The sequence below is a fragment of the Arthrobacter sp. SLBN-112 genome (assembly GCF_030944625.1).
Classification (GTDB): domain Bacteria; phylum Actinomycetota; class Actinomycetes; order Actinomycetales; family Micrococcaceae; genus Arthrobacter.
Genome location: NZ_JAUSXY010000001.1, coordinates 3,572,841 through 3,598,520 on the forward strand (window position 1 = coordinate 3,572,841; position 25,680 = coordinate 3,598,520).

24 protein-coding genes and 1 pseudogene are annotated in these 25,680 nt (G+C 67.9%); 8 read left to right on the plus strand and 17 right to left on the minus strand.

Annotated features, from left to right (window positions below; genetic code table 11):
* Window positions 1-18: 18 nt before the first annotated feature.
* Window positions 19-3,924 carry a Pls/PosA family non-ribosomal peptide synthetase gene (locus QF050_RS16625; RefSeq protein WP_308932195.1) on the plus strand — a complete coding sequence of 1,302 codons (3,906 nt, stop codon included), beginning with the start codon at window positions 19-21 and terminating at the stop codon, window positions 3,922-3,924.
* Window positions 3,921-5,282: a M1 family metallopeptidase gene (locus QF050_RS16630; protein ID WP_308931408.1), complete on the plus strand. Its 1,362-nt coding sequence runs from the start codon at window positions 3,921-3,923 to the stop codon at window positions 5,280-5,282. The genes QF050_RS16625 and QF050_RS16630 overlap by 4 nt, the downstream gene beginning before the upstream one ends.
* On the opposite strand, the gene QF050_RS16635 is transcribed toward QF050_RS16630, so the two are convergent.
* The 3 genes from QF050_RS16635 to pheS form a co-directional block, all read right to left on the minus strand.
* Window positions 5,246-5,650, minus strand: a complete 405-nt coding sequence (locus QF050_RS16635) for a 4'-phosphopantetheinyl transferase superfamily protein (RefSeq protein WP_308932196.1) — start codon at window positions 5,648-5,650, stop codon at window positions 5,246-5,248. The genes QF050_RS16630 and QF050_RS16635 overlap by 37 nt on opposite strands.
* Window positions 5,651-5,982: 332 nt before the next feature.
* Window positions 5,983-8,526: a phenylalanine--tRNA ligase subunit beta gene (gene pheT, locus QF050_RS16640; RefSeq protein ID WP_308931409.1), complete on the minus strand. Its 2,544-nt coding sequence runs from the start codon at window positions 8,524-8,526 to the stop codon at window positions 5,983-5,985.
* A 2-nt stretch (window positions 8,527-8,528) separates the two neighbouring features.
* Window positions 8,529-9,590, minus strand: a complete 1,062-nt coding sequence (gene pheS / locus QF050_RS16645) for a phenylalanine--tRNA ligase subunit alpha (RefSeq protein WP_308931410.1) — start codon at window positions 9,588-9,590, stop codon at window positions 8,529-8,531.
* Between the two features lie 200 nt (window positions 9,591-9,790).
* Between pheS and QF050_RS16650 the strand changes: the two genes are divergently transcribed.
* From QF050_RS16650 to QF050_RS16660, 3 genes are all read left to right on the plus strand, one after another.
* On the plus strand, window positions 9,791-10,246 hold the full coding sequence (locus tag QF050_RS16650) for a hypothetical protein (RefSeq protein WP_308931411.1): 456 nt from the start codon (window positions 9,791-9,793) through the stop codon (window positions 10,244-10,246).
* Window positions 10,243-10,899, plus strand: a complete 657-nt coding sequence (locus QF050_RS16655; RefSeq protein ID WP_308931412.1) for an SIMPL domain-containing protein — start codon at window positions 10,243-10,245, stop codon at window positions 10,897-10,899. Before QF050_RS16650 ends, QF050_RS16655 begins: the two co-directional genes overlap by 4 nt.
* 76 nt (window positions 10,900-10,975) lie before the next feature.
* Window positions 10,976-12,091 (plus strand): Rv2578c family radical SAM protein, encoded by a 1,116-nt coding sequence (locus QF050_RS16660; RefSeq protein ID WP_308932197.1) that lies wholly within the window; start codon window positions 10,976-10,978, stop codon window positions 12,089-12,091.
* A 42-nt stretch (window positions 12,092-12,133) separates the two neighbouring features.
* Here QF050_RS16660 and QF050_RS16665 read toward each other — a convergent pair whose 3' ends face one another.
* Window positions 12,134-12,580: a (deoxy)nucleoside triphosphate pyrophosphohydrolase gene (locus tag QF050_RS16665; RefSeq protein ID WP_308931413.1), complete on the minus strand. Its 447-nt coding sequence runs from the start codon at window positions 12,578-12,580 to the stop codon at window positions 12,134-12,136.
* 157 nt (window positions 12,581-12,737) lie between these two features.
* Between QF050_RS16665 and QF050_RS16670 the strand changes: the two genes are divergently transcribed.
* On the plus strand, window positions 12,738-13,946 hold the full coding sequence (locus QF050_RS16670; RefSeq protein WP_308931414.1) for an MFS transporter: 1,209 nt from the start codon (window positions 12,738-12,740) through the stop codon (window positions 13,944-13,946).
* 8 nt (window positions 13,947-13,954) lie between these two features.
* On the opposite strand, the gene QF050_RS16675 is transcribed toward QF050_RS16670, so the two are convergent.
* On the minus strand, window positions 13,955-14,908 hold the full coding sequence (locus QF050_RS16675) for a cation diffusion facilitator family transporter (RefSeq protein WP_308931415.1): 954 nt from the start codon (window positions 14,906-14,908) through the stop codon (window positions 13,955-13,957).
* Window positions 14,909-15,106: 198 nt separating this feature from the next.
* Between QF050_RS16675 and QF050_RS16680 the strand changes: the two genes are divergently transcribed.
* On the plus strand, window positions 15,107-15,382 hold the full coding sequence (locus QF050_RS16680; RefSeq protein WP_308931416.1) for a GlsB/YeaQ/YmgE family stress response membrane protein: 276 nt from the start codon (window positions 15,107-15,109) through the stop codon (window positions 15,380-15,382).
* A 93-nt stretch (window positions 15,383-15,475) separates the two neighbouring features.
* Here QF050_RS16680 and QF050_RS16685 read toward each other — a convergent pair whose 3' ends face one another.
* The 4 genes from QF050_RS16685 to infC all read right to left on the minus strand — a co-directional run bounded on the left by QF050_RS16685 (window position 15,476) and on the right by infC (window position 18,315).
* Window positions 15,476-16,402, minus strand: a complete 927-nt coding sequence (locus tag QF050_RS16685; protein ID WP_308931417.1) for an RNA methyltransferase — start codon at window positions 16,400-16,402, stop codon at window positions 15,476-15,478.
* Between the two features lie 69 nt (window positions 16,403-16,471).
* Window positions 16,472-16,861, minus strand: a complete 390-nt coding sequence (gene rplT, locus QF050_RS16690) for a 50S ribosomal protein L20 (protein ID WP_018763610.1) — start codon at window positions 16,859-16,861, stop codon at window positions 16,472-16,474.
* Between the two features lie 118 nt (window positions 16,862-16,979).
* Window positions 16,980-17,174 (minus strand): 50S ribosomal protein L35, encoded by a 195-nt coding sequence (rpmI, locus tag QF050_RS16695; protein WP_009358635.1) that lies wholly within the window; start codon window positions 17,172-17,174, stop codon window positions 16,980-16,982.
* Between the two features lie 121 nt (window positions 17,175-17,295).
* On the minus strand, window positions 17,296-18,315 hold the full coding sequence (gene infC / locus QF050_RS16700; RefSeq protein ID WP_374121537.1) for a translation initiation factor IF-3: 1,020 nt from the start codon (window positions 18,313-18,315) through the stop codon (window positions 17,296-17,298).
* Between the two features lie 401 nt (window positions 18,316-18,716).
* Here infC and QF050_RS16705 point away from each other — a divergent pair, with 401 nt between their 5' ends.
* Entirely contained in the window at window positions 18,717-19,103 is a 387-nt protein-coding gene (locus tag QF050_RS16705) for a DUF1844 domain-containing protein (RefSeq protein ID WP_308931418.1), read from the plus strand.
* Window positions 19,104-19,238: 135 nt separating this feature from the next.
* Here the strand turns inward: QF050_RS16705 and QF050_RS16710 are convergent, their stop codons facing one another.
* From QF050_RS16710 to QF050_RS16745, 8 genes and pseudogenes are all read right to left on the minus strand, one after another.
* Complete coding sequence (locus tag QF050_RS16710; RefSeq protein ID WP_308931419.1) at window positions 19,239-20,546, minus strand: MFS transporter; 1,308 nt, start codon at window positions 20,544-20,546, stop codon at window positions 19,239-19,241.
* Between the two features lie 58 nt (window positions 20,547-20,604).
* Window positions 20,605-21,489 carry an SseB family protein gene (locus tag QF050_RS16715; protein WP_308931420.1) on the minus strand — a complete coding sequence of 295 codons (885 nt, stop codon included), beginning with the start codon at window positions 21,487-21,489 and terminating at the stop codon, window positions 20,605-20,607.
* An 18-nt stretch (window positions 21,490-21,507) separates the two neighbouring features.
* Window positions 21,508-22,254 carry a bifunctional 1-(5-phosphoribosyl)-5-((5-phosphoribosylamino)methylideneamino)imidazole-4-carboxamide isomerase/phosphoribosylanthranilate isomerase PriA gene (gene priA / locus QF050_RS16720; RefSeq protein WP_308931421.1) on the minus strand — a complete coding sequence of 249 codons (747 nt, stop codon included), beginning with the start codon at window positions 22,252-22,254 and terminating at the stop codon, window positions 21,508-21,510.
* Window positions 22,255-22,330: 76 nt separating this feature from the next.
* A complete protein-coding gene (locus QF050_RS16725; protein WP_018763616.1) occupies window positions 22,331-22,489 on the minus strand; it encodes a hypothetical protein in 159 nt (52 codons plus the stop codon).
* Window positions 22,490-23,257 (minus strand): imidazole glycerol phosphate synthase subunit HisH, encoded by a 768-nt coding sequence (hisH, locus tag QF050_RS16730; RefSeq protein ID WP_308931422.1) that lies wholly within the window; start codon window positions 23,255-23,257, stop codon window positions 22,490-22,492.
* Entirely contained in the window at window positions 23,254-23,880 is a 627-nt protein-coding gene (gene hisB, locus QF050_RS16735; RefSeq protein ID WP_141160952.1) for an imidazoleglycerol-phosphate dehydratase HisB, read from the minus strand. Before hisB ends, hisH begins: the two co-directional genes overlap by 4 nt.
* Before the next feature lie 61 nt (window positions 23,881-23,941).
* Window positions 23,942-25,061: pseudogene (locus tag QF050_RS16740) on the minus strand (histidinol-phosphate transaminase).
* 170 nt (window positions 25,062-25,231) lie between these two features.
* Window positions 25,232-25,588 (minus strand): LysM peptidoglycan-binding domain-containing protein, encoded by a 357-nt coding sequence (locus QF050_RS16745; protein WP_308932199.1) that lies wholly within the window; start codon window positions 25,586-25,588, stop codon window positions 25,232-25,234.
* Between the last annotated feature and the right edge of the window lie 92 nt (window positions 25,589-25,680).

Genomic DNA, 25,680 nt, shown 5'->3' on the forward strand with positions numbered 1-25,680 from the left:
GGCGTCTACGCGCCCCAGCTGCCCGGGGCCGCGGCTGCGCCCCCGGCCCGGACGCTGATCGATGTCCTGCGGGACACTGCGGCCCGTTTTCCCGACGCCTCGGCCCTGGACGACGGCCGTACTTCGCTCAGCTACGCCCAGCTGCTGGATGCTGTCCGTGCCACCGGCCGCCGCCTGCACCAGGCCGGGTTGGGCGCCGGGGACAGGATTGGCATCCGGATCCCCTCCGGCACCAACGAACTGTACGTTTCCATCCTCGCCGTGCTCCTGGTGGGAGCCGCGTATGTCCCCGTGGACGCCGATGATCCCGAGGAACGTGCGCGGCTGGTGTTCGGCGAGGCCAACGTGGCAGCCGTCCTGGGGGCGGGCGGTTCGATCGAACAGGGGCCGGCCGGGCGGGGCTGCAGCGGACCGTTCAAGGGCGCGCGGCCCCCCGAACGTGGCGACGACGCCTGGATCATCTTCACCTCCGGTTCCACCGGAACACCCAAGGGCGTGGCCGTCCGGCACCGGTCCGCGGCAGCTTTCGTGGATGCGGAGGCCAGGATTTTCCTCCAGGACGATCCCCTCGGCCCGCAGGACCGGGTCCTGGCCGGGCTTTCGGTCGCCTTCGACGCTTCCTGTGAGGAAATGTGGCTCGCCTGGCGGCACGGTGCCTGCCTGGTGCCGGCACCGCGCGCCCTGGTCCGGACCGGCATGGACCTCGGGCCATGGCTGATCAACCACGGCATCACCGCCGTTTCCACCGTGCCCACGCTCGCCGCACTGTGGCCCGCGGAGTCGCTGGAGAACGTCCGGCTGCTGATTTTCGGCGGCGAGGCCTGCCCGCCCGAACTCGCCGAGCGCCTGGCGGTGGAAGGCCGTGAAGTCTGGAATACCTATGGCCCAACGGAGGCAACGGTCGTGGCCTGCGCAGCACCCCTGGGTGCACCCGGCCCCGTACGGATCGGGCTGCCGCTGGACGGCTGGGACCTGGCCATCGTTGACGGGAACGCGGTACCGGTAGCCGAAGGCGGAGTGGGCGAACTCATCATCGGCGGCGTTGGCCTGGCCCGCTACCTCGATCCCGCCAAGGACGCGGAGAAGTACGCCCCCATGCCCAGCCTGGGGTGGGACCGGGCGTACCGTTCCGGTGACCTGGTGCGCTTCGAGCAGGCCGGCCTGATCTTCCAGGGCCGGGCAGACGAACAGGTAAAGCTCGGCGGCCGCAGGATTGAGCTGGGCGAGATCGACGCGGCCCTCCAGTCCCTTCCCGGCGTGGCCGGTGGTGCCGCCGCGGTCCAGACCACAGCCGCCGGAAACCAGGTCCTGGTGGGCTACCTGGCGCCCGCCGCCGGGGTGGCCCTCGACCTTTCGGTTGCCCGTGAGCAGCTGACGGCGAGCCTCCCGGCCCCCTTGGTTCCCATGCTCACCGTGGTGGATTCCCTGCCGACCAAGACCAGCGGCAAAGTAAACCGGCACGACCTCCCGTGGCCCCTGGCCGGTTCAGGCGCCGCGGAGGCAAATGCCGCACCCCTGAACATCCCGGACGACGCCGCCTGGATCGTGGAGCAATGGAGCAACGTACTGGGCAGCCCCGTCACATCGCTGGACGCCGATTTCTTCGCGTACGGCGGCGGTTCACTCTCGGCCGCGCAGCTGGTCTCGGCCCTGCGGGTGCGCTACCCCACCATCACCGTGGCCGACATCTACGCCACGCCGCGCATTGGCGCCCTGGTGGAAGTGGCACGCCAGTCCAGTCCCAGCGGCTCCGCCGGCCCGGCACCGGAGCGCACCGTGCGACCCACGGCCAGGAAGTCGCAGGTCTTCCAGACCCTGATGGGTGTGCCGCTGCACATCCTGGTGGGCATGCGGTGGCTGACCTACCTCATGGCCCTGAACAACCTGTTGGCCGGGATTGCCGGTTTCACTGCCGCGCCCACCGTCTCGTGGTGGTGGGTGGCGGCGTCCTGGCTGGTGTTCGTCAGCCCGGCCGGGCGGATGCTGCTGGCCATCGCGGCCGCCCGGTTCCTGCTCCGCGGGGTGGAACCGGGCATCTATCCCCGGTCCGGGCGCGTCCACCTGCGGTTGTGGCTCGCGGAACAGATCCAGGACCTCGCCGGTGCCATCAGCCTCGCCAGTGCGCCCTGGGTGCCGTATTACGCCCGGGCGCTGGGGGCAAAGATCGGAAGGGACGTCCAGCTGCATTCGCTGCCACCCGTCACAGGGATGCTGACGCTGGGCAGCGGAGCCAACGTTGAACCCGAAGTGGACCTTTCGGGCTGGTGGATCGACGGCGACGACGTCCACATTGGGGCCATCCGCATTGGCCGCGGCGCCAGCGTGGGTGCCCGCAGCACACTGATGCCCGGCGCCTCGATCGGGGCCGGGGCGCAGGTGGAAGCCGGCTCGGCGGTCCTGGGGAAGGTCAAGGCAGGCCAGCTGGCGGCAGGGTCACCGGCCCGCCGGCAGGGCAAGGCCAGGCACAGCGTGCCTGATGCCCCGGCCCAGGGCAGGTTTGCCGCACGGGCCTGGTTCGTCGGCTTTGCGCTGGCTTCGGCGTGCCTGTCCATCATCCCGTACCTGTCTGCGGCTGCCGCTCTATGGGTCGCGTTCGCCTTCATCCAGGGCAGTACGTCGCTGACCGAAGCTCTCCCCCGGCTGTTGCCGGCCCTTGCCCCGGCATCGCTGGTGTGGTTTGCCACGAACGCCGTCCTGGTGCTGGCCGCCACGCGCCTGCTCTCCGTCGGGATCGCGGAGGGCTACTACCGGATCCGCAGCCGGGTGGGGTGGCAGATCTGGGCCACCGAGCGGGTGCTGGACCTGGCCAGGGACCTGCTTTTCCCCATTTACGCGAGCTTGTTCACACCCGTGTGGCTCCGACTGCTGGGCGCGAAGGTCGGAAAGAACGTCGAGGCCTCCACCGTGCTGCTGATACCGAAGATGACCACCGTGGGCGAGGGCGCCTTCCTCGCCGATGACACCATGGTGGCCTCTTACGAGCTCGACGGCGGCTGGTTGCGGGTGGCACCGGCAAAGATCGGCAAGCGGTCCTTCCTCGGCAATTCCGGGATGACTGCCGCCGGCCGCAACGTCCCCAAGAACTCCCTGGTGGCCGTCCTGTCCGCGACGCCGGCAAAAGCCAAGGCGGGCACCTCCTGGCTGGGGAGCCCGCCGGTCCGGCTGCGGCGGACCGCGATTGCATCCGACGGTTCCCGCACCTTCCAGCCCCCGAAACGGCTGAAGGTGGCACGTACCCTGTGGGAGCTGTGCCGGTTCCTGCCGGTGATGCTCACGGTCGCCATTGCGGCCGGCACCATGCTGGCCTTCGACTGGATCGCAGCGACCCTGGGCTACGCCGCCGCGGCCCTGCTCACCGGCGTCGTGATGCTGCTGGCGGGGCTGGTGGCCGCAGCCGCGTCCGTCGTCGCCAAATGGATCCTGGTGGGCCGGATCCGCCCCGGCGAGCACCCGCTCTGGAGCTCGTTCATCTGGCGCAACGAAGTGGTGGACAGCTTCATCGAACTGGTCTCCGCACCGTGGTTTGCGCGGGCGGCTTCGGGAACACCGGCGCTGGTCTGGTGGCTGCGTGCGCTCGGAGCGAAGATCGGCAGCGGCACATGGTGCGAAAGCTACTGGCTGCCCGAGGCCGACCTCGTGACGCTCGGCCGGAACTCCACCGTGAATCGGGGCTGCGTGGTGCAGACGCACCTGTTCCACGACCGCGTGATGAGCATCGACGCTGTTACGCTCGAGGACGGGGCCACCATGGGCCCGCACGGGGTCATCCTTCCCCAGGCCAGCATCGGCGCCGGCGGAACAGTGGGGCCGGCTTCCCTGGTGATGCGCGGCGAAGCAGTTCCCGCCGCGACGTACTGGATGGGCAACCCCGTCAGTCCGTGGAGCGGCCCCGGATCGCCGCCTGCTAACCGAAGGTCCCCATGAGTTCTTCAGCATCAGCCGCCCGCGGCAGCGTCTACGAGGCCGGTGGCGCTGCCCCTGATCCGTACCTGCCCGGCGCCGGGACCGACGCCTTCCGGGTGGAGCGGTACGAACTGGACCTGGATTACCGGGTGGCCAGCAACCGGCTCAGCGGCAGGGCGGTGCTGCACGGCGTCACGTGCGTCCCGGCGTCGGCCATTGTGCTGGACCTTGCCGGGCTGCGCGCCACGAAAGTGCTGCTTGACGGCCGCAAGCCGTTGCGGTTCAGCCAGCGGGCAGGACAACTTGTGGTTTCGGCGCATAACACCTTCGAGGCCCGGCAGGCATTCACCCTGGAAGTGCGCTACGAAGGCAATCCGCGGCCTCGCCGCGGCCTGTGGGGTGAAGTGGGCTGGGAGGAACTGACGGACGGCGTCCTGGTGGCCGGGCAGCCCAACGGGGCGCCCTCATGGTTCCCGTGCAACGACCACCTCCGGGACAAAGCCAGCTACCGGTTCACGGTGACCACCGACGCGAACTACCGCGTGGTATGCAACGGCGTGCTGCAATCGCATACTGCCCGTTCCAGCCGCGAAACCTGGGTTTACGAACAGGCCGATCCCATGCCCGCCTACCTGGCCACCGTGCAGATCGGCCGTTACGCGCTCCTGGAACTGGACAGCGGACGGCACGGCACCCCCGTTCCGCAGACCGTGGCCGTCCCCCACGCACTCACGGACCGGGCACGTTCCGGCCTGGCACTCCAGCCGGCAATGATGCGCACGTTCAGCAGTTGCTTTGGCCCCTACCCTTTTCCGGGGTACATCGTGGTGGTCACCGAGGACGAACTGGAAATCCCGCTTGAGGCGCAGGCCATGTCCATCTTTGGCCCCAACCACCTGGGCCTGGACTGGGAGTCCCAGCGCCTGATCGCCCATGAGCTCTCACACCAGTGGTTTGGCAATGCCCTGACGGCGGCCAGCTGGCAGGACATCTGGTTGCACGAGGGCTTCGCCTGCTACGCCGAATGGATCTGGTCCGAGGAAGCCGGCGTCATGACCGTGGCGGAGCGGGCCGAGGCTGCCTGGCGCCGGCTGGCCGCCGAAGAACAGGACATCCTGGTGGGAGACCCCGGCCCCGAACGCATGTTCGATGACCGCGTCTACAAACGGGGCGCGCTGGCTGTCCATGCCGTCCGGATGGCCGTGGGCGACCTCGCCTTCTTCGCCGTCCTGCAGGACTGGACCGCCAGCCACCGGCATGGCTCGGTCACCACGCAGGACTTCATCATGGCGGTCAGCCGGACAACAGCCGTTGATGCCGAATCCCTGCTGCACCCTTGGCTCTACGAGGAGCCGCTGCCGCCGCTGCCCGCGTCCTGACCAGGCCCGGAAAGCGCGACGGCGGCAGCAAGGTGGGCGGGCAGCCCGGTTTCCGCGGGGCCAAGGTCGCGCAGGCCGGCACATTCCAGGACGTCCACGGAAGACGGCGCGGTCCTGAGTCCCTCACCGGTCATCTTCAGCCAGGCTTCCTTACGGGCCCAGAGCCTGGCCCTTGCGGCGGGCAGGAGATCCGCCGTGAGGTCCCGGAGGGCCAGCCGCTCCGCGGGTGCCAGCGCCAGGGCGTCGAACCCGTCGAAACCGGTGCGGGAAGGGTCCTCGATGTCAATTCCGAGACGGGTTTCCGGGGCCGCGTCCACCACAGCAGCCAGCAGCGTCCAGCCGCCGGCCCGGGACAGGCTCAGGGCCATCGGCAAGGGAGCGCCCCGATAGGTGTATCCCGGCCGGCCGTGGCCCAGCTCCGGGCCCGGCACCGCAGCGCGGGCAGCCGTAGGCCGCGGCGAGGTCCGCTGCGGACACCGACATCAGTTCGGCTGCGAAGACCCGTTGGGCCACCCGCCCGGCCAGGAAGACTGTCCCGGCGGCAGGCTCCATAGCCTTGGCCCGCGCCAGCTCGACGCCGTCCAGGAGGCGTTCCGCGTCGCTTCGCACCGCGGCGGCTTCCCCAGGCAGCACGAAGGGCGGGACTGCACGCATTTCTTGTTGCGTCATGACCCGCCCTTCCGGAGACTGCGAACAATGACTAGCGCTGCACGGCTCCGAAGCGTTCCGCGGCCAGGGCCACGGCGCTTTCGCGCGCGGCCGAGGCTTCGTCCGCGGTCAAGGTGCGGTCCGCGGCACGGAACCGGAGCCCGAAGGCCAGCGACTTCTTGCCGTCCTCAATACCCTTGCCGGCGTAGACGTCGAACAGGGCGACGTCCTCCAGCAGCTCGCCGGCACCTTCACGCAGGGCGGCGAGGACCTCGTCCGCCGGGACGTCGGCCGGGACCACGAGCGCCACGTCCTGGGTGGCCACCGGGAAGGTGGAAATGTGGCGGGCCACGATCACGTCCGGTGCGGCTTCGAACAGGGCGTCGGCATTGAGTTCCAGCGCCACTGAACGGGCCGGCATGTCCGAGGCTGCCAGCAGCTTGGGGTGCAGCTCACCGGCGTAGCCCACCACTTCCCCGGTGCGCAGCGCGAGCCGGGCCGTGCGGCCCGGATGAAACGCCTGGTGGCTGCCCTGGCTGACCACCAGGTCAACGCCAAGGATGTCCCCCGCAAGGCGGGCAACATCCAGCGCATCCGCCCAATCCCACACCCGAGGGGTATGGGCAGCAGCAGCCGGAGAGTCATGGCCAGTGAGGACCGCGGCGACGTGGAAGGGCTGGTCCGGGACGCCGTCGTACAGTGCATCGAGCACCTCATCGGCAGGCTTGGCGCCCAGCGGCGGGATGGACGCGGTGCCCATGGTTTCGCCCGGCAGGAACACCAGGCCCGATTCGAAGAGGGCAAGGTCGCGGAACCCGCGGGAGTGGTTCCGCTTGGCCACCTCGATCAGGCCGGGAAGGATCGAGGTCCGCAGGTAGCCCTGCTCCTCACTGATCGGGTTGGCCAGCTTGACGGCGCTCCGGGGTGCGCCTTCGTCGGCAGTACCGAAGGTGTCGTTGGCCGCCTTGGACACGAAGGGGTAGGACAGGACCTCGGTGAGGCCGGCATCCGCCATGGCCTGGATCAGGCGCCGGCGCTGCTGCTGGACGCGGGTGAGGCCGCGGCCGGGAGGGGCAACGGGCAGCGTGGCGGGGATCTTGTCGTATCCCACCAGCCGGGCGATTTCCTCGGTCAGGTCTTCCTTGGTTTCCAGGTCGCTGCGCCAGCTGGGCGGCGTAACGGTCCAGCCGGCGTCGTTCTTCACCACGATGGCGCCCAGGTCCTCAAGCGAGGTGACGATCTGCGCTTCGGTGAAATCGACCCCGATGCGGGCGGCGGCGAAGCCGGCCGGCAGCTCAATGGTGACGGTTTCCGGGGCGGTGCCGACGTCGGTTCCCGCCTCATCAGCGGTTCCTCCGGCCAGTTCCACCAGGAGGTCCACCACGCGCTGCGCAGCGATGCCCGCAACCTGCCAGTCGACGCCGCGCTCGAAGCGCTTGGACGCCTCGGACGGCAGCTTGTGCCGGCGCCGCGAACGTCCGATGGATACGTCGTCGAAGTGTGCCGCTTCGACCAGGACGTTCGACGTCGAACTGCTCACCTCGGTGGCGGCCCCGCCCATGACGCCCGCGATGCCGATGGCGCCGGAGTCATCGGTGATCAGGAGGTCCTCAACGTCAAGGGTGCGCTCCTTGCCGTCCAGGGTGGTGATCTTCTCCGCTGCCGCCGCGCGCCGCACCACGATGTCACCGGAGAGTTTGTCCAGGTCGTAGCAGTGCGTGGGCTGGCCCAGTTCGAGCATGACGTAGTTGGAGATATCCACCGGCAGCGAGATGGAGCGGATGCCCGCGAGCCGGAGCCGGGACACCATCCACAGCGGGGCGGGCTTGGTGGCGTCCACGCCGCGGACAGTCCGGGCCACGAAGCGGTCGCAGCCGGGCTTGCCGTAGATGGGGGCGTCGTCGTTGAGCTTGACGCCGTAGCCGCCGGACAGCTCGGCCGGGGCGTTGACCTTCTCTGCGGGGTCCGTGAAGGCGGTACCGGTGGCGTGGGCGTACTCACGGGCCACACCACGGATGGAGAACGCATAGCCGCGGTCCGGGGTGACGTTGATTTCCGCAGCCTCGTCGTACAGGCCCAGCAGCTCCATGGCGTCCGTGCCCACTTCCGGGTCCAGACCGATGCGGGAGAGCACCAGGATGCCGTCGTGGTCGTCGCCGATGCCCAGTTCGCGGACGGATGCGATCATGCCGGCGGAGAGGTGTCCGTAGGTCTTGCGGGCGGAAATGTGGAAGTCTCCGGGCAGCACGGCTCCCGGCAGGGTGACCACCACTTTGTCGCCCTCAACGAAGTTATGGGCGCCGCAGATGATGCCTTGGACACCGGAGGGATCAATGCCGTCTCCGGTGAGGGCCTGCTCCTGCCCCTCGGGGACAACGCGGACCTGGCACCAGTTGATGGTTTTGCCGTTGGTCTGGGGTTCCTTGACGAGGCTCAGGACCTGGCCCACCACGATGGGCCCCCGGAGGGTGTCCGTGGGGCGGTGGACCGCTTCCTCTTCGAAACCGACCTTGACCAGCTCTGCCATGACGTCTTCGGCCGTTGCACCGGCCGGTACTGCCGCGAATTCACGCAGCCAGGAAAGTGGGATACGCACGCCTAGATCTCCATCCCGAATTGCTCGCTGAACCGTACATCGCCTTCGATCATTTCCCGCATGTCTCCTACTTCGTTGCGGAACATCAGGGCACGCTCGATGCCCATGCCGAAGGCAAAACCTGAATAGACGTCCGGGTCGATACCTGCGGCGCGCAGGACGTTGGGGTTGACCATGCCGCAGCCGCCCCACTCGATCCAGCGCGGGCCGCCCTTGGCGCCGGGGTGGAAGATGTCCAGTTCGGCCGAGGGCTCGGTGAACGGGAAGTAGTTGGGCCGCAGCCGGACCTTTGCTTCCTCGCCGAACATCTGGCGGGTGAAGTGCTCCAGGGTGCCCAGCAGGTCTGCCATGGACAGGCCCTTGTCGATGGCGAGTCCCTCGAACTGGTGGAACACCGGGGTGTGGGTGGCATCGAGTTCGTCGGTGCGGAACACCTTGCCGGGGCAGAGCACGTAGATGGGGACCTCGCGCTCCAGCATGGAGCGGACCTGCACCGGGGAGGTGTGCGTGCGCATCAGCAGGTGGGCTTCGGGCGGCTCCACGAAGAAGGTGTCCTGCATTTCGCGGGCCGGGTGGTCCGGCTTGAAGTTCAGGGCATCGAAGTTGAACCACTCCGATTCGACCTCGGGGCCCTCGGCGATTTCCCAGCCCATGCCGACGAAGATGTCCGCCACGCGGTCCTGGAGGGTGGACAGCGGATGGCGGGCGCCGGCACGCCGGCGGCGGGGGGCGGCGGTGACATCCACGGTCTCCTCGACCAGGATCCGGGCATCGTTCTCGGCTTCCAGGACGGCGGTCCGGTCGGCGAGCACCTTGTTGACCCGGCCGCGGGCGGCACCCAACAGCTTTCCGGCGAGCGCCTTCTGGTCCTTGGGCAACCGGCCGATCTCACGGTTGGCAAGGCTCAGCGGGGACTTCTCGCCGCTGTGGGCAAGCCGCACCAACTTCAGCTCGTCAAGGGTGGCCGCACCGGCAATGGCGGTGATGGCCTGGTCTACAGCGGCGTTGATGGCGGCCTCATCCGTGGGGTTCGGAATGGCGGCGCCCGGCAAAGTTTCAGTCATCTACTGTTCTTAGCTACGAGTCGTGGCTGCCGGCGGGCGGGGCAGCCGTACGCGGTTTCCCGCTCGGCGCGTCCGTCGCTGGCAGGTCATGGATGAATGCGCTGAACGTCAGTTCATTCAATGACCAGGTCAGGGCTCGCCGGCAGGACCGGCGGCCACTGCCCTCCAGTCTAGTTGAACCCTCCGGCTACCATGGCCTCATGACTTTGCGGCAGCGCGCGGGTATCCAACACGGCCCGACGACGGCCCAGCGGCTCAGGCGGGCAGCGAACCTCCTTAACGGGAGCACCCTGGCCGGGCTCGCCGTCGCCCTCGCCGCACGGACGCGGATGAGCCGAGGACCGCGCGGCATTGTCATTGCGGCCGGGTACCGCTGGCGGCTTCCGGCCGCCCGAGCCTTCACGCTGGGCAACGTGGTGTTGTACCGCGGTTCGGCTGCTGACCTGTTGTCCCGGCCGGCTCTGCTGGGTCATGAGGAACGGCACTGCAGCCAGTACGCCTGGTGCCTTGGCTTCCCCTTCCTCCCCCTCTACCTGGCTGCGGCCGGCTGGTCCGTCCTGCGGACCGGAAATCCGGGCACGGCGAATATCTTCGAACGCAGGGCCGGGCTGGCCGCCGGCGGCTACCCTGCTCCGGCGGGGAGTGCGGTCCAATGAGCCGGCCGGACCAGGCCCCCGGGGATACCGGCACAGTCACCGTTACAGGGACCGGGTGGGCAGAGGCGCCGCCTGATCTGGTGACGGTTTCCGTGGCGGTGGAGTGCCGCGCGCAGTCGGTGGAGGAAGCGTATGCGGCGGCCGGACAGAGCCTTTCCACAGTGGCCGCGGCGCTCCGGGACCACGGCATTGGCCCGGCCGACCTCCGGACGAACGGGCTGTCGGTACGGGCCGACCTCGCGTGGCGGGACGGCGAAGGCCAAAAACTCGTGGGCTACGTTGCAGGCGGCAGCCTCGCCGTCAGGCTGAGGGACGTCGGGAGCGCCCCGGCCGCCATCTCCAGGGCCATTGAGTCAGGCGGAGACGACGTCCGGCTCGACAGCCTGCAACTGGTCCTTTCCGATGACCCCGCCGCCCGCGCTCAGGCCAGGGAGGCCGCTTGGCAGGACGCGTTCCGCGCGGCCGCCCAGTTCGCCTCGCTCGCTTCAGCCGGCCTGGGCCGTGTGCTGTCCGTGACGCACCAACGGGGTGCTCCGGGCCCGGTACCGGTTGCCGGCTTGCAGCGGGCATCCACGGTGGAAGGGCCGGCCATCGAATCCGGCACGAACAGGGTGGAGGCCGGCGTGACGGTCACCTGGGAGCTGCTGCACTAGCTGGCGCCGCCTGCCGGATCCCTTCCACCGCGCGCCGCCCTTGACTTCCATTCGAACATGTTTTCGAATGGAGACCATGAGATGGGAAGCGCAAACACTGGTGCCCGCGCAGGACGCCACAAGCGGGGCCGCTCCGGCATTGCTGCCGCTGGCCGGCTTGGTCCGCTCCGTCACCACTCCCGAATTCGCCGGCATCACGTTCCACGAGGTCACCGCAAAATCGGTGCTCAACAGGGTCCCGGCGGGGTCGAAGATGCCTTTCGAGTGGACGGTGAATCCCTATCGCGGCTGCAGCCACGCCTGCGTGTACTGCTTCGCCAGGAAGTCCCACACGTACCTGGATTTCGACGCCGGCATGGACTTCGACAGCCAGGTGGTGGTCAAGGTCAACGCAGCGGAGATCCTTCGGAAGGAAGTGAACAAGGCGTCCTGGACGCGCCAGCAGGTGGCGCTTGGCACCAACACCGACCCCTACCAGCGGGCCGAGGGACGGTACCGTCTCATGCCGGGAATCATCTCCGCCCTGGCCGATTCCGGCACTCCCCTGTCCATCCTCACCAAGGGCACCTTGCTGTCGCGGGATATCCCCCTGCTGAAGAGTGCCGCCACGCAGGTGCCGGTGGGGCTGGGAATCTCGCTGGCCATGACCGATGAAGCCCTCTCGGAGGCCATCGAACCGGGCACCCCCGGGCCCAGGGCGCGGCTGAGACTGGTGTCCCGGCTGCGCGAGGCCGGACTGCCGTGCGGTGTGATGGCCATGCCCATCCTGCCGTGGCTTTCCGACAGTGACGAAGCCCTGGATTCGCTCTTCAGCTCCCTGGCGGCCGCCGGCGCAACGGGAGTCACTGCGGGTGCGCTGTACCTGAAACCCGGAACCAGGGAGTGGTTCATGAAGTGGATAGCGGCCAACCACCCCGAACTGGCGGGACGCTACCGGCGGCTTTACGGGACAGGGTCCTACGCCTCCAAGGAATACCGCACCTGGCTTGCCGCCAAAGTCCGGTACTTCAAGGCACGCCACGGTTTCTCCCATTCCTCCGGCTTCAGCCACCGGGACCTGGACAGCCGCGACCTGGACGATCCCCGTGCCGAGGAAGCCCAATATCCGGCCGGCAGCATTCCCGCCCCCGCCAAGGACAGCGCCCCTGACGTTTCCGCTTCCCGGCCCTCTCAACAGGACGCGCTCTTCTAGCGGGTCCTGTTTCCAGCGGGTCCTGTTTTTACGGATCCTCTTTTAGCGGGTCCTGCCAAGCGGCGATGCCACCGAGTCCAGCAAAGCCCTGACGATCGGAAAATCCGCCGGGATCCATGGCAGGCCCAGGACCGCTTCCCGGTCCCGGAGGTCCACCCACAGCAGTTCGTCATGGTCTTCAAGGGGCCGCGGTTCGCCGACGCTGACCTCCGCGAACCAGACCCGCATGCTTGCCCGCTCGTTCAACGGCCAGCCATCGGAAGCCTCCGCCGGCAGTTCGGGTCCGAGCCGGACACCGATCCCGAGTTCCTCTGACAGTTCCCGCATCAGCGCGGCCTCGGGTTCCTCGCCGGGCTCAACCTTGCCGCCCGGGAACTCCCACAGCCCGGCCAGGTGCTCCGGCGCACTCCGCCTGGCCACCAGCAGGGCCGCCGGATCCGCCAGCTTGTCTACGATGGCTCCGCCCACAACCTGAATCAGTCCAGTCACCGGCCCATTCTATGGTCCACAATGGAATGTCCCGGAACAGCGTTCCCGCCTGAGGGAATAGGTGCTGCCCGCCAGGGGTTTGCGACTCTGTCCGGACGTTCCTGCCCCACTGCCGTGGCATCCGGTCCTATCACCCATACCCTCAAGAAGCAGGCTTATGAGCAGCGTTCTGTCCCAGTCCACGGCAGCCCCCGCCAAGACCCCGAATCTTGGCATGGCCATCTTTGCGCTGGCCATGGGCGGGGTAGGCATCGGCGTCACCGAGTTCACCATGATGGGCCTGCTGAGGGAGGTGGAGCAGGGCCTGGCGGTCACCACCCCCCAAGCCGGCTACCTGATCTCCGCCTACGCCCTGGGCGTGGTGGTCGGCGCTCCCCTGCTCGCCGTCGTCGGGGCCAAACTGCCCCGCAAGTACCTTGCGCTGGGGCTCCTGCTGTTCTTTACCGTTGCCAACCTGAGCTCGTTCATAGCCCCGGACTACGGGTCCATGCTCGTCTCAAGGTTCGCCGCAGGGCTGCCGCACGGAGCGTTCTTTGGGGTAGCCGCCGTGATTGCCGCTTCCCTGGTGCCGCCGACGCGGCGGGGCTGGGCCATCTCCATGGTGATGGCCGGCCTCAGCATTTCCAACGTCGTTGGAGTGCCCTTCGCCACCTGGCTGGGGCAGGCCTTCGGCTGGCGCCTGCTGTTCATCCTGGTGGGATGCATCGGACTGCTGGCCCTGGTGCTGGTCTGGATTTTCGTGCCCTTCCAGAAGGCACACCCGGATGCAAGCATCCGGCGCGAACTCGGTGCGCTGAAACGGCTCCAGGTATGGCTTGCGCTCCTGGTGGGGATCGTGGGGTTTGGCGGCTTCTTCGCCACCTACACGTACATCGCCCACACCATGACCAATGTGGCAGGAATTCCCTCGTCCCTGATCCCGGTGGTGGTGGCGCTCTACGGCCTGGGCATGGTGGCCGGGAACATCATCGGCGGCAGGCTGGCCGACAAATCGGTGATGGGCACCCTCTACCGGGTCCTGCCCGCCATAGCCATTGCCCTGGTGCTCTATGCTGTGGCAGCACACTGGGCATGGAGCGCCCTGGTCATGGTGTTCGTGGTGGGGGCATCCGGTTCCATGCTGATCCCCGCCCTGCAGACCCGACTGCTGGATGCCTCACCGGATGCGCCGTCGCTTGCGTCCTCGCTCAACCATGCCGCCCTCAATGTCGCCAATGCCCTCGGAGCATTCCTCGGCGGCCTCGTCATCGCCCTCGGCTGGGGCTTCGTGGCCCCGGCGCTGGTAGGCGCCGTACTCGCCGTCCTCGGCTTCGGCGTCGCGCTGCTGAGCGGCCTGCTGGAACGCAAGCGGCCGCTGGCAGCCTGATCCCGCCCTCAGGCGCCCGGAACCGTTGCGGACGGTTCCTTTCCGCTGTCGGCCGTGCGGTGCAGGTCCGGCTCCAGGTAAATCACGCGTGCAATGGGCACTGCGGCCCGGATCCTCGCCTCGCAGTCATCGATGGCCGTGGCGATCTGCTCGCCGGTGGCGGAGCGGCTGACCGCGATCTTGGCCGCTACCAGAAGTTCTTCCGGGCCCAAGTGCAGCGTCTTGAGGTGGATGATGCGGCCCCCGTCCGATTCGATGGCAGCCCGGATCCGTTCCACGTCTTCTTTCGTGGCAGATTCGCCCAGCAGCAGGGACTTCGTTTCAAGGGCCAGCACCACGGCGATGGCCACCAGCAGGAGGCCGATCATGCCCGTGCCGGCGGCGTCCCACACTCCGTTGCCGGTCAGCAGGGTCAGGCTGACGCCTGTCAGCGCGAAGAGGAGGCCGAGGAGGGCACCGAAGTCCTCGAGCAGGATCACCGGCAGTTCGGGCTGCTTGGCGCTGCGCACAAACTTGACCCAGGATTGGTTGCCGCGCGTGTGGTTCGACTCCTTGATGGCGGTCCGGAAGGAATAAGACTCGGCGATGATGGCACCCACCAGGACCGCCAGCGGAACCCACCAGAAATCGCCTTCGATGCCGTGCGGATGCTGAAACTTCTGCCAGGCCTCGTAGAGGGCAAAAAGGCCGCCGACGCTGAACAACACGATAGAGACGATGAAGGCGTAGATGTAGCGCTCCCGGCCATAGCCGAAGGGGTGCTCCGGGCTGGCGGCACGCTGTGACTTCTTGCCGCCAAGGAGCAGCAGCAACTGGTTTCCGGAGTCGGCCACGCTGTGGATCGCCTCGGCGAGCATCGACGAGGAGAACGTCAGCAGGTACGCCAGGAACTTCATGACGGCGATGGCCAGGTTGGCGGCCAGAGCCGCAACTATCGCCTTGGTACCACCATTTGCAGCCACGGGGGCTTCACCTCTTCGCCGGTTCTTCGCTGTTGGATGGTGCAGGATCCCGCCGTGGCCCCATCCCGTCAATACCGGACCCGGGCGGCCCCCTAACGATGCAGCAACGGCGCCGGCCCGGCTACTGACTTTGCAGGGTGCTTATGTTAGCTTGAGGCACATCGGGACTATTAATCCCGGTCACAATAAGGAGGAGACATGGGTTTTCTTGCTTGGATTATTTTGGGCCTGATTGTCGGGGCCATCGTTAAGGCCGTTATGCCCGGACGGGTTGGCGGCGGCTGGGTCACCAGCCTCATCCTTGGTGTTGTTGGTGCCATTGTTGGCGGCTGGATCGGCAGCCTCCTTTTCGCCAAGGGCGATATGGGCTTCTTCGACCTCGGCACGTGGATTCTCGCTATCGTCGGTGGCCTCCTTGTCGCCGGCATCTACGGATTCGTCACCGGCCGCGGAAAAGCAACCCGCGCGCCCTGACCACTCTGTAACCACATAACCAACGGGCCCCGGATCTCCGGGGCCTTTCTTTGTGCCCGGCGGCACTGGTGCCACCCCGCCGTCGCCCGTCCCTTAGCCTGCGGGGACTGGTTCCGCGGCTGTCCCGTGCCGGCGCTGGGACCTGGCGCTGGCGTACAGGCAGACGGTGGCGGCGGTCCCCAGGTTCAGGCTCTCGGCATCGCCGTAGACCGGGACAGCCACCCGGTGGTCAGCCAGGCCCAGTTCTTCCTCCGACAATCCCTGTGCCTCGTTGCCGAAAAGCCAGGCGGTTGGCTCCGCCAGGTCGAACACGGAATCCGGGCCTTGCCCGGTCAGCCTGCGGCGGGCGCTCTCATCCTGGAGCACGTCCAGGTCCAGTTGTCCGTAACCATCCGCGGCCAGGATGCCGATGCCGCGGGATTTGCAGGCCGCTGCAAGTTCCGCCGGGTCCACGGCCAGGACAACGGGCAGGTGGAACAGGGAACCCGCGGTGGAACGGACTGCCTTGGGGTTGTAGATATCAACGCTGGACGTGGTGAAAACGACGGCGTCCGCGCCGGCGGAATCTGCTGCGCGCAATACCGTTCCAGCGTTCCCGGGGTCCCGGACCTGGCAGAGCACGGCAACCAGGCGCGGGCCGGCGTCGATCACGTCCGCCAGGGAGACGTCCACGAACCGGCAGACGGCGACGATTCCCTGCGGATTGACCGTGTCCGCCATGGCCGCCAGGACTTCATCGGTGGCCAGCCGCGCGCTGGTCCCTTCGGCAAGCTCCTCGAACTCTGGAAACCGGTCCAGGCAGCTTTCGCTGGCAAAGACTTCCGTGACGATGCCCGGGGCTCCGGCCGCAAGGCGCTGCTGGTGCAGCTTGAGTGCCTCGCGCACCGCCTGTGGCCCCTCTGCAAGGAACTGGCCCCGTTTTAAACGGGCCGGGCGCCCTGCAAGCTTTGCCACGTCCCTGACCCGATCGGCTCGGGGATTGGAGAGTGGAAAATCTTGCGGGCGCCCGGTTTCGTTCATACAAGAACTGTAGTAGCTGCTGCCACCTGTTCCTGACCGGCCCCTCAGGCGAGGAGCAGTGCGCGGCTGCTAGGCTGCGGCGACCTTCTTGGCGGAGGTGTCGGCCGGCAGTGAGTCCTTGGCCACCTGGACCAGTGCGGCGAACGCATTGGCGTCCGATACGGCGAGCTCGGCCAGCATGCGGCGGTCAACCTCGACCTCAGCGGCCTTCAGGCCCTGGATCAGGCGGTTGTAGGTGAGACCGTTGGCGCGGGACGCAGCGTTGATGCGCTGGATCCACAGGCGGCGGAAGTCGCCCTTCTTCTTCTTGCGGTCACCGTAGCTGTACACAAACGAGTGCAGCAGCTGCTCTTTGGCCTTGCGGTACAGGCGCGAACGCTGTCCGCGGTAACCCTTTGCCCGCTCAAGGACAACCCGGCGCTTCTTGTGGGCGTTGACCGCCCTCTTCACACGTGCCACGTGCGTACTCCTTCGAAAATCTGATCCCAAGCATCTGTTGCCGGAAATCCGGCGGCCTGAGAAGGCTGTTTGGCAGAAGACGAACCGCCAGGGGGCGGCCCATCAATAAACTTGGAAACTAGATGCCGAGCATCTTCCGGATGACCTTGGCGTCGCCCTTGAAGACGATCTTGTCGCCGGCGAGGCGGCGGGTCAGGCGGCTGGACTTGTGCTCCAGGTAGTGGCGGCGGTTGGCCTGCTGGCGGCGCAGCTTGCCGCTGCCGGTCAGCTTGAAGCGCTTCTTAGCACCACTGTGGGTCTTCATCTTCGGCATGGGAACCGATCTCCTTACGTTTCTGCGGGCCCTGGGGCCGGCAGTTCTATCGCGCAGCCGCCCCTGCGGGCAGCATGCTGGTTGTTGACTGCCGGAGGGCGTAACCTCCGGCAGCTGTGAACTAGTTGGTCTTCTTACCCGCCGGCTTGGGCACTGCCTTGGAGGCAGGGCGGGCGGCAGGCTTCGGTGCAGCAGGCCTGGCCACCGGCTTCGGCGGTGCAGGCACGGCAGCGGGCTTCGGCGCCGCTGCCGCCGGCTTGGCGGCAGTTGCGGGCTTGGGCGCTGCAGCAGCAGCCTTCGGAGCCTCCTGCTTCGGAGCCTCCTGCTTCGGAGCCTCCTGCTTCGGAGCTTCCTGCTTGGGAGCTTCCTGCTTGGGGGCGGCAGCCTTGGGCGCCTCCTGCTTGGGAGCCGGGGCAGCCTTGGGTGCTTCCTCCTTGGCAGCTTCCTGCTCGGGAGCCGGTGCGGCAGGCGCCTCGACGGCGGCAGTTTCCTCCGGAGCCGTGTCCGGTTCCGTGGAAACGGTGAACCCTTCCGGGAGGAGGTCGGCCAGTGACTGGGTCATGGGCGCCTGGTCCGTGCCGGATGTGTCCACGCGGCCGGCCGCCTTGGCGTCGTTCTGTGCCTTCGCCTCGGCGCGCTGGGTGGCGCGGCGGGCTTCAGCCTTGGCCTCGGCCTTGTTCTTCAGCGGACCTACAACCATGACCATGTTCCGGCCATCGATGCGGGGGCTGGACTCCACCACGCCAACTTCGGCGACGTCGTCCGCGAAGCGCTGGAGCAGTCGGATGCCCATCTCCGGGCGCTGCTGCTCACGGCCACGGAACTGGATCATGGCCTTGACCTTGTCCCCGGCGCCGAGGAAGCGAAGGGCGTGGCCCCGCTTGGTCTCGTAGTCGTGGGTGTCGATCTTGAGGCGGAAGCGGATTTCCTTCAGAACGGTGTTCGTCTGGTTCTTCCGGGCCTCACGCGCCTTGACCGCGGCCTCGTACTTGTACTTGCCGAAGTCCATCAGCTTGCACACCGGAGGCTTCGCCTGAGGTGCAACTTCAACGAGATCAAGGTCGGACTCGGCAGCCAGGCGCAGGGCATCCTCAATACGGACGATTCCTACCTGTTCACCTGCAGGGCCGACCAGCCGCACCTCGGGGACGCGGATACGCTCATTGATTCTTGGCTCGCTAATGTTAAAGCTCCTGTGTTTGTTGTTGTGTCCGGCAAATAGAGAAGGCCCCCAATTGCCGGAGCAATCGAAGGCCTCAGATAGGTTGGCGAAGCTGCCCCAAAAGGGCTGCACGAGCACGGCTCCGGCTTATGCCGGTTCCATGCCCAACCAGGTACCCGGCAACCTTTCGTCCCCCGGCGGTTCACAAGGAACCTGGGAAACAGCGGCTGACGCGGGTGGGAGAGAACTCCGCTTGCAAACTGCATGCCATTCTACAGAAAAAAGTCCCGCCAACGCTTCGAAGCGCTGCTGGGGACCCCATCGCTTGGAACGATCTCTGAAATAACGACATCCAGTCGGTCTGTGTCAAGCTTACCAGTATGAGCACCTCAGACAGTAATTCGTACGTTTTCGAGCCCGCTGACGCAGGCACGGACGTTTCACAGCAGATCCGCGACATCTCGGAGGTCCCCGCCATCGAGGTCATCACCACGGCCGCCGTGCACCTCATGAGCGCCGCCGCCGTGAAGCTGGGCCTCGCGGCGGAAGACAACGCCGCCGAACTCAAGGACCTGGACGAGGCCCGGAAACTGATCACCGCCCTTGCAGGCCTGGTTACCGCGGCCGCCCCGGAAATCGGCTCGCAGCACGCCGGACCGTTGCGCAATGGCCTCCGGTCCCTCCAGCTTGCCTTCCGTGAGGAGTCGCTGATTCCGGATGCTCCGGGCAAGGGCCCGGGCGAAAAGTACACCGGGGCCGTGAACTAGCGCCGGGCTCCCCCACGCAGCGCCCGACGGCGGGACGACCATCCGAGGTCGTCCCGCCGTCGTCGTATCCCCGTAAAGGCGGCTCCTCAGGCGGTGCTGCCTTTACTCCGGCGCTTCGGAGCGCCGGAACGACGACTACGGAGCAGTGGTACGGGCGGCCATCCCGCGCCGGCGCCGCTGGAGGGCCAGGCCCACCAGGCACAGCACAACGCCCGCGGTGCCGACGGACACGAAGCCGCCGGAGGGGCCCATCAGGTCGATGAAGATACCCGCGAGCGGCGAACCGAGGGCAACACCGGCCGTGAGGGCCGAGCCGTACCAGCCCATCGCCTCCCCGCGCCGCTCCTCCGGGACAAGGTCCGCCACCTTTTCGGAGGCCGCCGAGAGCACGGGAGCGCACAGCAGGCCGGGCAGGAGGGAGACGAAAGCCAGCATCCAGGTGTCGTGGGCGAGGGCCATGGGCAGCGTCAGGGCCGCCATGCCCAGCAGCAGGATGACGGGCGGGACGGGCCGGTGCATGGCGCCGTAGATGACACCGCCCACCACGGAGGCCGCGCACCAGAAGACGAAGACGATGCCGATTTCACTCTGGTGTCCGCCGCGCTCGAGGACGGCGACGATGCCAACGTCCGTGCCGCTGAGGACCATTCCGGCGCCCGCGGCGACGGCAAAGAGTGCCGCCACGGTGGCGGTGAACCAGGAGAAGCCGCCCGCCGGCCTCCCGCCCAGGCTCTCCTGCGGCGCAGCCGCGCCCGCGGGCGCCAGTTCCGCTGCGGCTTCCTGGACATGGGCCGGGGCTGTGGACAGTACGGCCGCTTCCGCAGCACGCTGCACATCTTCCACGCACTCAACGGTTTGGGCCTGGCTTCGGGTGGGCGGGTTGAACCACATGAGGAACAATCCGGCCAACGACGTCGCTATGCCCACCACGGTCAGGCCCGCGGTGGTGAACCCGCTGGTGGCCACGACGGCGCCCGCCGCCGGGCCGATCATGAACACCATCTCAGTGGTGATGGCGTCCAGGGCAAAGGCCGTGCGGCGCTGGTCACCGTCTGCCAGGACGCCCAGGGATTGCCGGACGACGCTGAAGATGGGCAGCGTGAGCAGGCCACCGACGAAGACCAGCGGAAGCAGCCACTGGTAGGAGACGTGCGGCACGACGGACCAGATGATTGATTCCGAGATCACGGACGGAATCAGTGCCGTCCGCAGGCCCACGGTGTCAACGCGCCGGCCACGCCAGGGCGCGCCAAGGGCAATGCCAATAGTCATCACCGCCGCGGCAGCGCCGGCCGCGGCGTAGCCCTGGCCCAGCGTCAGGACGATGTGAAGCGTGAGCAGGACTCCGGCGGCCGAGTGCGGGATACGGGCGACCATGCCCACCAGCAGCAGCCGGCGGATTGGCCGGACGGCAAGCAACTCCCGGTAGAGAGCGAAATTCACGACGCGATCCTTCAGGGTCTGCCCTGGCGCGGGCGGGGGTCACCCATCCGGCTGGCAGTTAGTCGGGAGCGCGCCTGAGTTTAATTTCCAGGGAATCGACGCGCTCCCCAAACAATACATTCCGGGACCACTCCGCCTGCAGGCCGGCCACCAGTTCCTGGACCCCTGCCGCGTCCAGGCCGTCCTCAAGGTAGAGCACCACCTGGAGTTCGGGTCCGGCGCCGCCGCCGGGAACCACCGTGCCGTCGGCAGCGCCGGCGGCCACTCCGCTGCCGGGCAGGAGTTCGATGCCGCGGACCGCGGGGAACCCGGAGGCGGCACGGCCCAGTTCGCCGGCCAGCTCACGGTCCTCGTAGGAGGGGATCCAGTCATGCTGCTTGGCCAGGGCCCAGACGGCCGGGCGGCGGACCACGAATGTGAGGTCGGCCCCGGGGTCCAGCACCAGGAGTTCGGCGCCCTCCGCGACGGCAGAGAGCGCGGCCCGGGCCGCGTACACCGCAACCGGCCGGGCCTCGGGGTGCCAGGCTGACAGCGCGGCTGCCGAGGTGAACGCCGGGAGCGCGGTCCGGCCGTCGGCGGCCTTCAGCGTGACCAGGGCCATGTCCGCCTGCTTGTCGGCGTGCAGCCCGTGCTCCGTTTCCGCCTCTTCGGCCAACTGCGCCACGATGGGGATGAACACCCGGGCCGTCGCCAGGGCGGATACCACGCCGGCTTCGCCGCCGCTCCCCTGCCGGAGCGCGGCAACGGCGGCGAGGTAGCCGGCGTCGGCTGTGCCGTCGTCGTCCTCGAAGTTGTGGATTTTGGCGTCCTCACCGGCAAGGCTGCGCCCGGCCCAAGGCTGGCCCGCGGAATCCCCGGCCCCGCCTGCCCCTGCGAGGGCTGCGGCGATATGACCTGGCAGTTGACGGGCTGCGGGACGTCCCTGCTCCTCGGCGTTGGACATTGAATGGATCTTCCGGGCCTAGCGACGGCCGGCGACGTCGAGGGCTTCGGGCAGCGTGAATGCTCCGGCGTACAGGGCTTTGCCCACGATGGCACCTTCCACGCCCAGCGGCACCAGGGAGCGGAGGACTTTCAGGTCATCGAGGCTGGAGATGCCGCCGGAGGCGACCACGGGCTTGCCGGTCTTCTCCACCATCTGGCGCAGGAGTTCAACGTTGGGTCCCTGCAGGGTGCCGTCCTTGGTCACGTCGGTCACCACGTAGCGGGAGCAGCCGGCCTCCTCGAGGCGCCCCAGCACCTCCCAGAGGTCCCCGCCTTCCTTGGTCCAGCCGCGGCCGGCCAGCGTGGTTCCACGGACGTCCAGTCCGACGGCGATTTTGTCGCCAAAACGCTCGATGGCCCGGCGGGTCCACTCCGGATTTTCCAGCGCAGCGGTGCCCAGGTTGACCCGGGCAACGCCCAGGTCCAGGGCCGCTTCGAGGGTCTCGTCGTCGCGAAGTCCGCCGGAGAGCTCCACCTTGATGTCCAGCCGGCCTACGACGTCGCGGAGCAGGTCCGAGTTGGAGCCACGCCCGAAGGCTGCATCCAGGTCCACCAGGTGTACCCATTCGGCGCCTTGCTGCTGCCAATTCAGCGCCGCGTCAAGGGGCGTCCCGTAGCTGGTCTCGCTGCCGGCCTCGCCCTGGACCAGCCGGACGGCCTGGCCGTTGACGACGTCGACGGCTGGCAGCAGTTCAAGGACCGGCAGGTCATGTGCGGTGGTCATACTCATCCTCAGTGTTGGTGCTTCGGGGCAGGGGCAAGGGCGATCCGGCCGGCTGGAACGGCGCCGGCCGGCGGGGTCAGCTGGCGGGCAGCGTGAGCAGGTAGGCGGCCAGCAGCGACATGGCGGCCAGGACGTAGAACGATACCTGGGTCCACAGTGGCTTGTGCTGCTGCCGGAACGAGATGCCGCCGCCAATCAGGATGCCGGCGAGGCCCATCAGGAGTACGGACCACATCTAGGCGCCGCTGCCGGCTTCGGCCTGGGCGGCGCCGTGGCCGGTTTCTCCGGTGGCGGGCTTGCGGAGGTTTTCCACCCAGTTGCGCAGGAGCCGGGCGCCGGCGTCGCCGGACTTTTCGGGGTGGAACTGGGTTGCGCAGAGCGGCCCGTTCTCGACGGCGGCGATGAACGGGCCGCCGTGCTCGGACCAGGTGACCAGGGGCGGCGCCATCCGTGGCTGGATCACGTCGAAGTTCCACTCCTGCACACCGTAGGAGTGCACGAAGTAGAACCGTTCGTTTTCGACGCCGGCGAACAGCTTGGAGCCTTCGGGCACCTTGACGGTGTTCCAGCCCATGTGCGGAACAACCTCGGCGCGCAGCGCCTCCACCTTGCCGGGCCATTCACCGATACCTTCGGCTTCGGTGCCGTGTTCCACGCCGGCTTCGAAGAGGACCTGCAAACCCACGCAGATGCCCAGCACGGGGCGGCCGCCCGCCACCCGCCTGCCGATGAGCCGGATGCCGTCCACGGCCTTGAGTTCGCGCATCACGGTTTCGAATGCGCCGACGCCGGGCACCACCAGGCCGTCGGCGTTGAGCACGTCTTCCGGTTTGGCGCTGAGGATCACCTCCGCACCGGCGCGCTCCAGGGCGCGCACGGCGGAGCGGACGTTCCCGGACCCGTAGTCGAGTACCGTCACCGTGGGCTTCCCCTCGGGCGACGGGAGCTTCCGCGACGCGGCGGGATCGATGATCGCCCCGTCCTTGAGGACCTGGCCGCTCACAGCGCACCCTTGGTGGACGGGATGCCCTCGACGCGGGGATCGGGTTCGACGGCGGCGCGCAGGGCGCGAGCGAAGGCCTTGAACTGCGCCTCCACGATGTGGTGCGGGTCCCGGCCGGCCAGGACGTTCATGTGCAGGCAGATGCCGGCGTGCAGCGTGATGGCTTCAAAGACGTGGCGGGTCAGGGAGCCGGTGAAGTGGCCCCCTATCAGGTGGTACTCCTGGCCCGCGGGCTCACCGCCGTGGACCAGGTAGGGGCGGCCGGACACGTCCACCACCGCGTTGGCGAGGGCTTCGTCCAGCGGCACGGTGGCCTCGCCGAACCTGCGGATCCCGGCCTTGTTCCCCAAGGCGGTCCGCAGGACTTCGCCAAACGTGATGGCCACGTCCTCCACGGTGTGGTGGACGTCGATGTGGGTGTCGCCGGTGGCCTTGACGGTCATGTCGATCAGCGAGTGCTTGCACAGTGCGGTCAGCATGTGGTCGTAGAACGGCACCGAGGTGTCGATATCGGACACGCCCGTTCCGTCGAGGTTGATCTCCACGAGGACGGAGGACTCGCTGGTGGCGCGCTCCATGCGGGCGGTCCGGGCCGCAGCCGTGTTCGATCCGGTTGAACTCATGGTGAAGGATCCTTAGTGGGAGAAGGAGTGGTTCAGGGCGTCCAGCGCCGCAGTATCAAGTCTAGGCGGGAAGCGCGGCGCGGCCGGCAAGAATGCGTTCCAGGGACGTGAGGAAGGCTGTGGTTTCGGCCTCAGTGCCGGCCGTGACCCGCAGGTGGCCGGGAATTCCCACGTCGCGGATCAGCACGCCCGCATCCAGCAGTTCCTGCCAGACCTGGTGCGGGTTGTCCAGGCCGCCGAAGAACACATAATTGGAGTCGGATGCGGCCGGTTTCAGCCCCATCCTGGTCAACTCCGCCACAATACGGTCGCGCTGCTGCTTGATGTCCCGCACATCGGCCATCAGCGCTTCCCGGTGTTCCAGGGCTGCCAGCGCCGTGGCCTGCGTGATGGCGGACAGGTGGTAGGGCAGGCGTACCAGGCGCAGGGCATCGGTGACCTCCGGGGCCGCGGCCATGTAGCCGAGCCGGGCACCAGCGAGGGCGAACGCCTTGCTCATGGTGCGGGATACGATCAGCCGCTCCCTGCCGGGCAGCAGGGTCAGTGCGCTGGGGGTGCCGTCGTGGGCGAACTCGTGGTAGGCCTCATCCACAATGACGATGGTCTGGCTTGCGGTACCGGCCTCGTAGACAGCCTCCACGACGTCCAGTCCCAGCCCGGTGCCGGTGGGATTGTTCGGTGAGCAGAGGAACACGATGTTCGGCTGCAGTTCCCGGACCTGGCGGGCAGCGGATTCTGCGCTGAGGTCGTAGCCTTCCGCCCGGACACCGGTGATGTATTCGGTGTCGGTGCCGCTCGCCAGCAGGGGGTACATGGAGTACGTGGGGCGGGAAGCCCAGCGCGGTGCGGCCGGGGCCGCCGAAAGCCTGAAGAATCTGCTGCAGGACCTCGTTGGAGCCGTTGGCGGCCCACAGGTTGGTTTCGTCGAGGCCATGGCCAAGGTATTCCGCCAGGGCCTTGCGGAGATCGGTGAACTCCCGGTCCGGGTAGCGGTTGAGGCCTGCGGCGGCCTCCGTCACGGCGGCGCTGATGGCGGCGCGTACATCCGCGGGTACGCCATGGGTGTTCTCGTTGACGTTCAACAGAATGGGGACGTCCAGTTGGGGTGCCCCGTAGGGCGTCAGCCCGCGAAGGTTACTGCGGAGGGGTAGCCGGTTGAGGCGTTCTAGCTGGTCGTTCACCTGACCAGTTTAGTTGCCGTGGCAACTACCGGAAAATGTGACACCTTTGGCAGGCTTCCGGCGCGGCCCGCAGGAGGAGCCGAAGGAAGCCGGCGCGGGGGTCCAGCGTCGGTGGCAGGGCAGGGCAGGGCAGGGCCGCGGCCACGTTGCGGCGACCACTCAGCGGCGGGTCAGTGGCTGGGGACGAAGAGTTGCTGCCCCGGCAGTACGGCACCGGCGGACAGATTGTTGAGCTGGACAATGTCCGCCATCACGTCGCGTGCATCGCGGTCCGGAGCTACGGCACCGGCGATGGACCACAGGGACTGGCCGGGCTGGACGGTTACCGTCACCGTGGGCGTCACGGCGAGGTCTGCGGCGGAGTCGGAAGCCTTGGCCGGGGAGTGGAAGAGCCCCGCCAGTGAGAGCAGCAGCACCGCGAGGAGAATGAGCGGCACTCCCACCAGGACGATCCGGCCGCGCCGGGTCAGCCGCAGTGGCGCGTGGGACGACGCGCGGCCGGCGCTGGTCCGCCGGCTGCCGGACATGTGGTGTTCCCCGCTGAGGAACTGCGGCCGCGAAACGTGGGTAAGAGTTAAAGCTGACATGAACTGAGCCCTCCTGGACCTGCCGTGCTGCC

Bases quoted from the DNA above. Each gene is read 5' to 3' on its own strand.
- QF050_RS16630 (WP_308931408.1), top strand. From the start codon at position 3,921: ATGAGTTCTTCAGCATCAGCCGCCCGCGGCAGCGTCTACGAGGCCGGT.
- QF050_RS16635 (WP_308932196.1), bottom strand. From the start codon at position 5,650: ATGGCCCTGAGCCTGTCCCGGGCCGGCGGCTGGACGCTGCTGGCTGCT.
- pheS (WP_308931410.1), bottom strand. From the start codon at position 9,590: ATGACTGAAACTTTGCCGGGCGCCGCCATTCCGAACCCCACGGATGAG.
- QF050_RS16650 (WP_308931411.1), top strand. From the start codon at position 9,791: ATGACTTTGCGGCAGCGCGCGGGTATCCAACACGGCCCGACGACGGCC.
- QF050_RS16655 (WP_308931412.1), top strand. From the start codon at position 10,243: ATGAGCCGGCCGGACCAGGCCCCCGGGGATACCGGCACAGTCACCGTT.
- QF050_RS16660 (WP_308932197.1), top strand. From the start codon at position 10,976: ATGAGATGGGAAGCGCAAACACTGGTGCCCGCGCAGGACGCCACAAGC.
- QF050_RS16670 (WP_308931414.1), top strand. From the start codon at position 12,738: ATGAGCAGCGTTCTGTCCCAGTCCACGGCAGCCCCCGCCAAGACCCCG.
- QF050_RS16680 (WP_308931416.1), top strand. From the start codon at position 15,107: ATGGGTTTTCTTGCTTGGATTATTTTGGGCCTGATTGTCGGGGCCATC.
- QF050_RS16685 (WP_308931417.1), bottom strand. From the start codon at position 16,402: ATGAACGAAACCGGGCGCCCGCAAGATTTTCCACTCTCCAATCCCCGA.
- rpmI (WP_009358635.1), bottom strand. From the start codon at position 17,174: ATGCCGAAGATGAAGACCCACAGTGGTGCTAAGAAGCGCTTCAAGCTG.
- QF050_RS16705 (WP_308931418.1), top strand. From the start codon at position 18,717: ATGAGCACCTCAGACAGTAATTCGTACGTTTTCGAGCCCGCTGACGCA.
- QF050_RS16715 (WP_308931420.1), bottom strand. From the start codon at position 21,489: ATGTCCAACGCCGAGGAGCAGGGACGTCCCGCAGCCCGTCAACTGCCA.
- priA (WP_308931421.1), bottom strand. From the start codon at position 22,254: ATGACCACCGCACATGACCTGCCGGTCCTTGAACTGCTGCCAGCCGTC.
- QF050_RS16725 (WP_018763616.1), bottom strand. From the start codon at position 22,489: ATGTGGTCCGTACTCCTGATGGGCCTCGCCGGCATCCTGATTGGCGGC.
- hisB (WP_141160952.1), bottom strand. From the start codon at position 23,880: ATGAGTTCAACCGGATCGAACACGGCTGCGGCCCGGACCGCCCGCATG.
- QF050_RS16745 (WP_308932199.1), bottom strand. From the start codon at position 25,588: ATGTCCGGCAGCCGGCGGACCAGCGCCGGCCGCGCGTCGTCCCACGCG.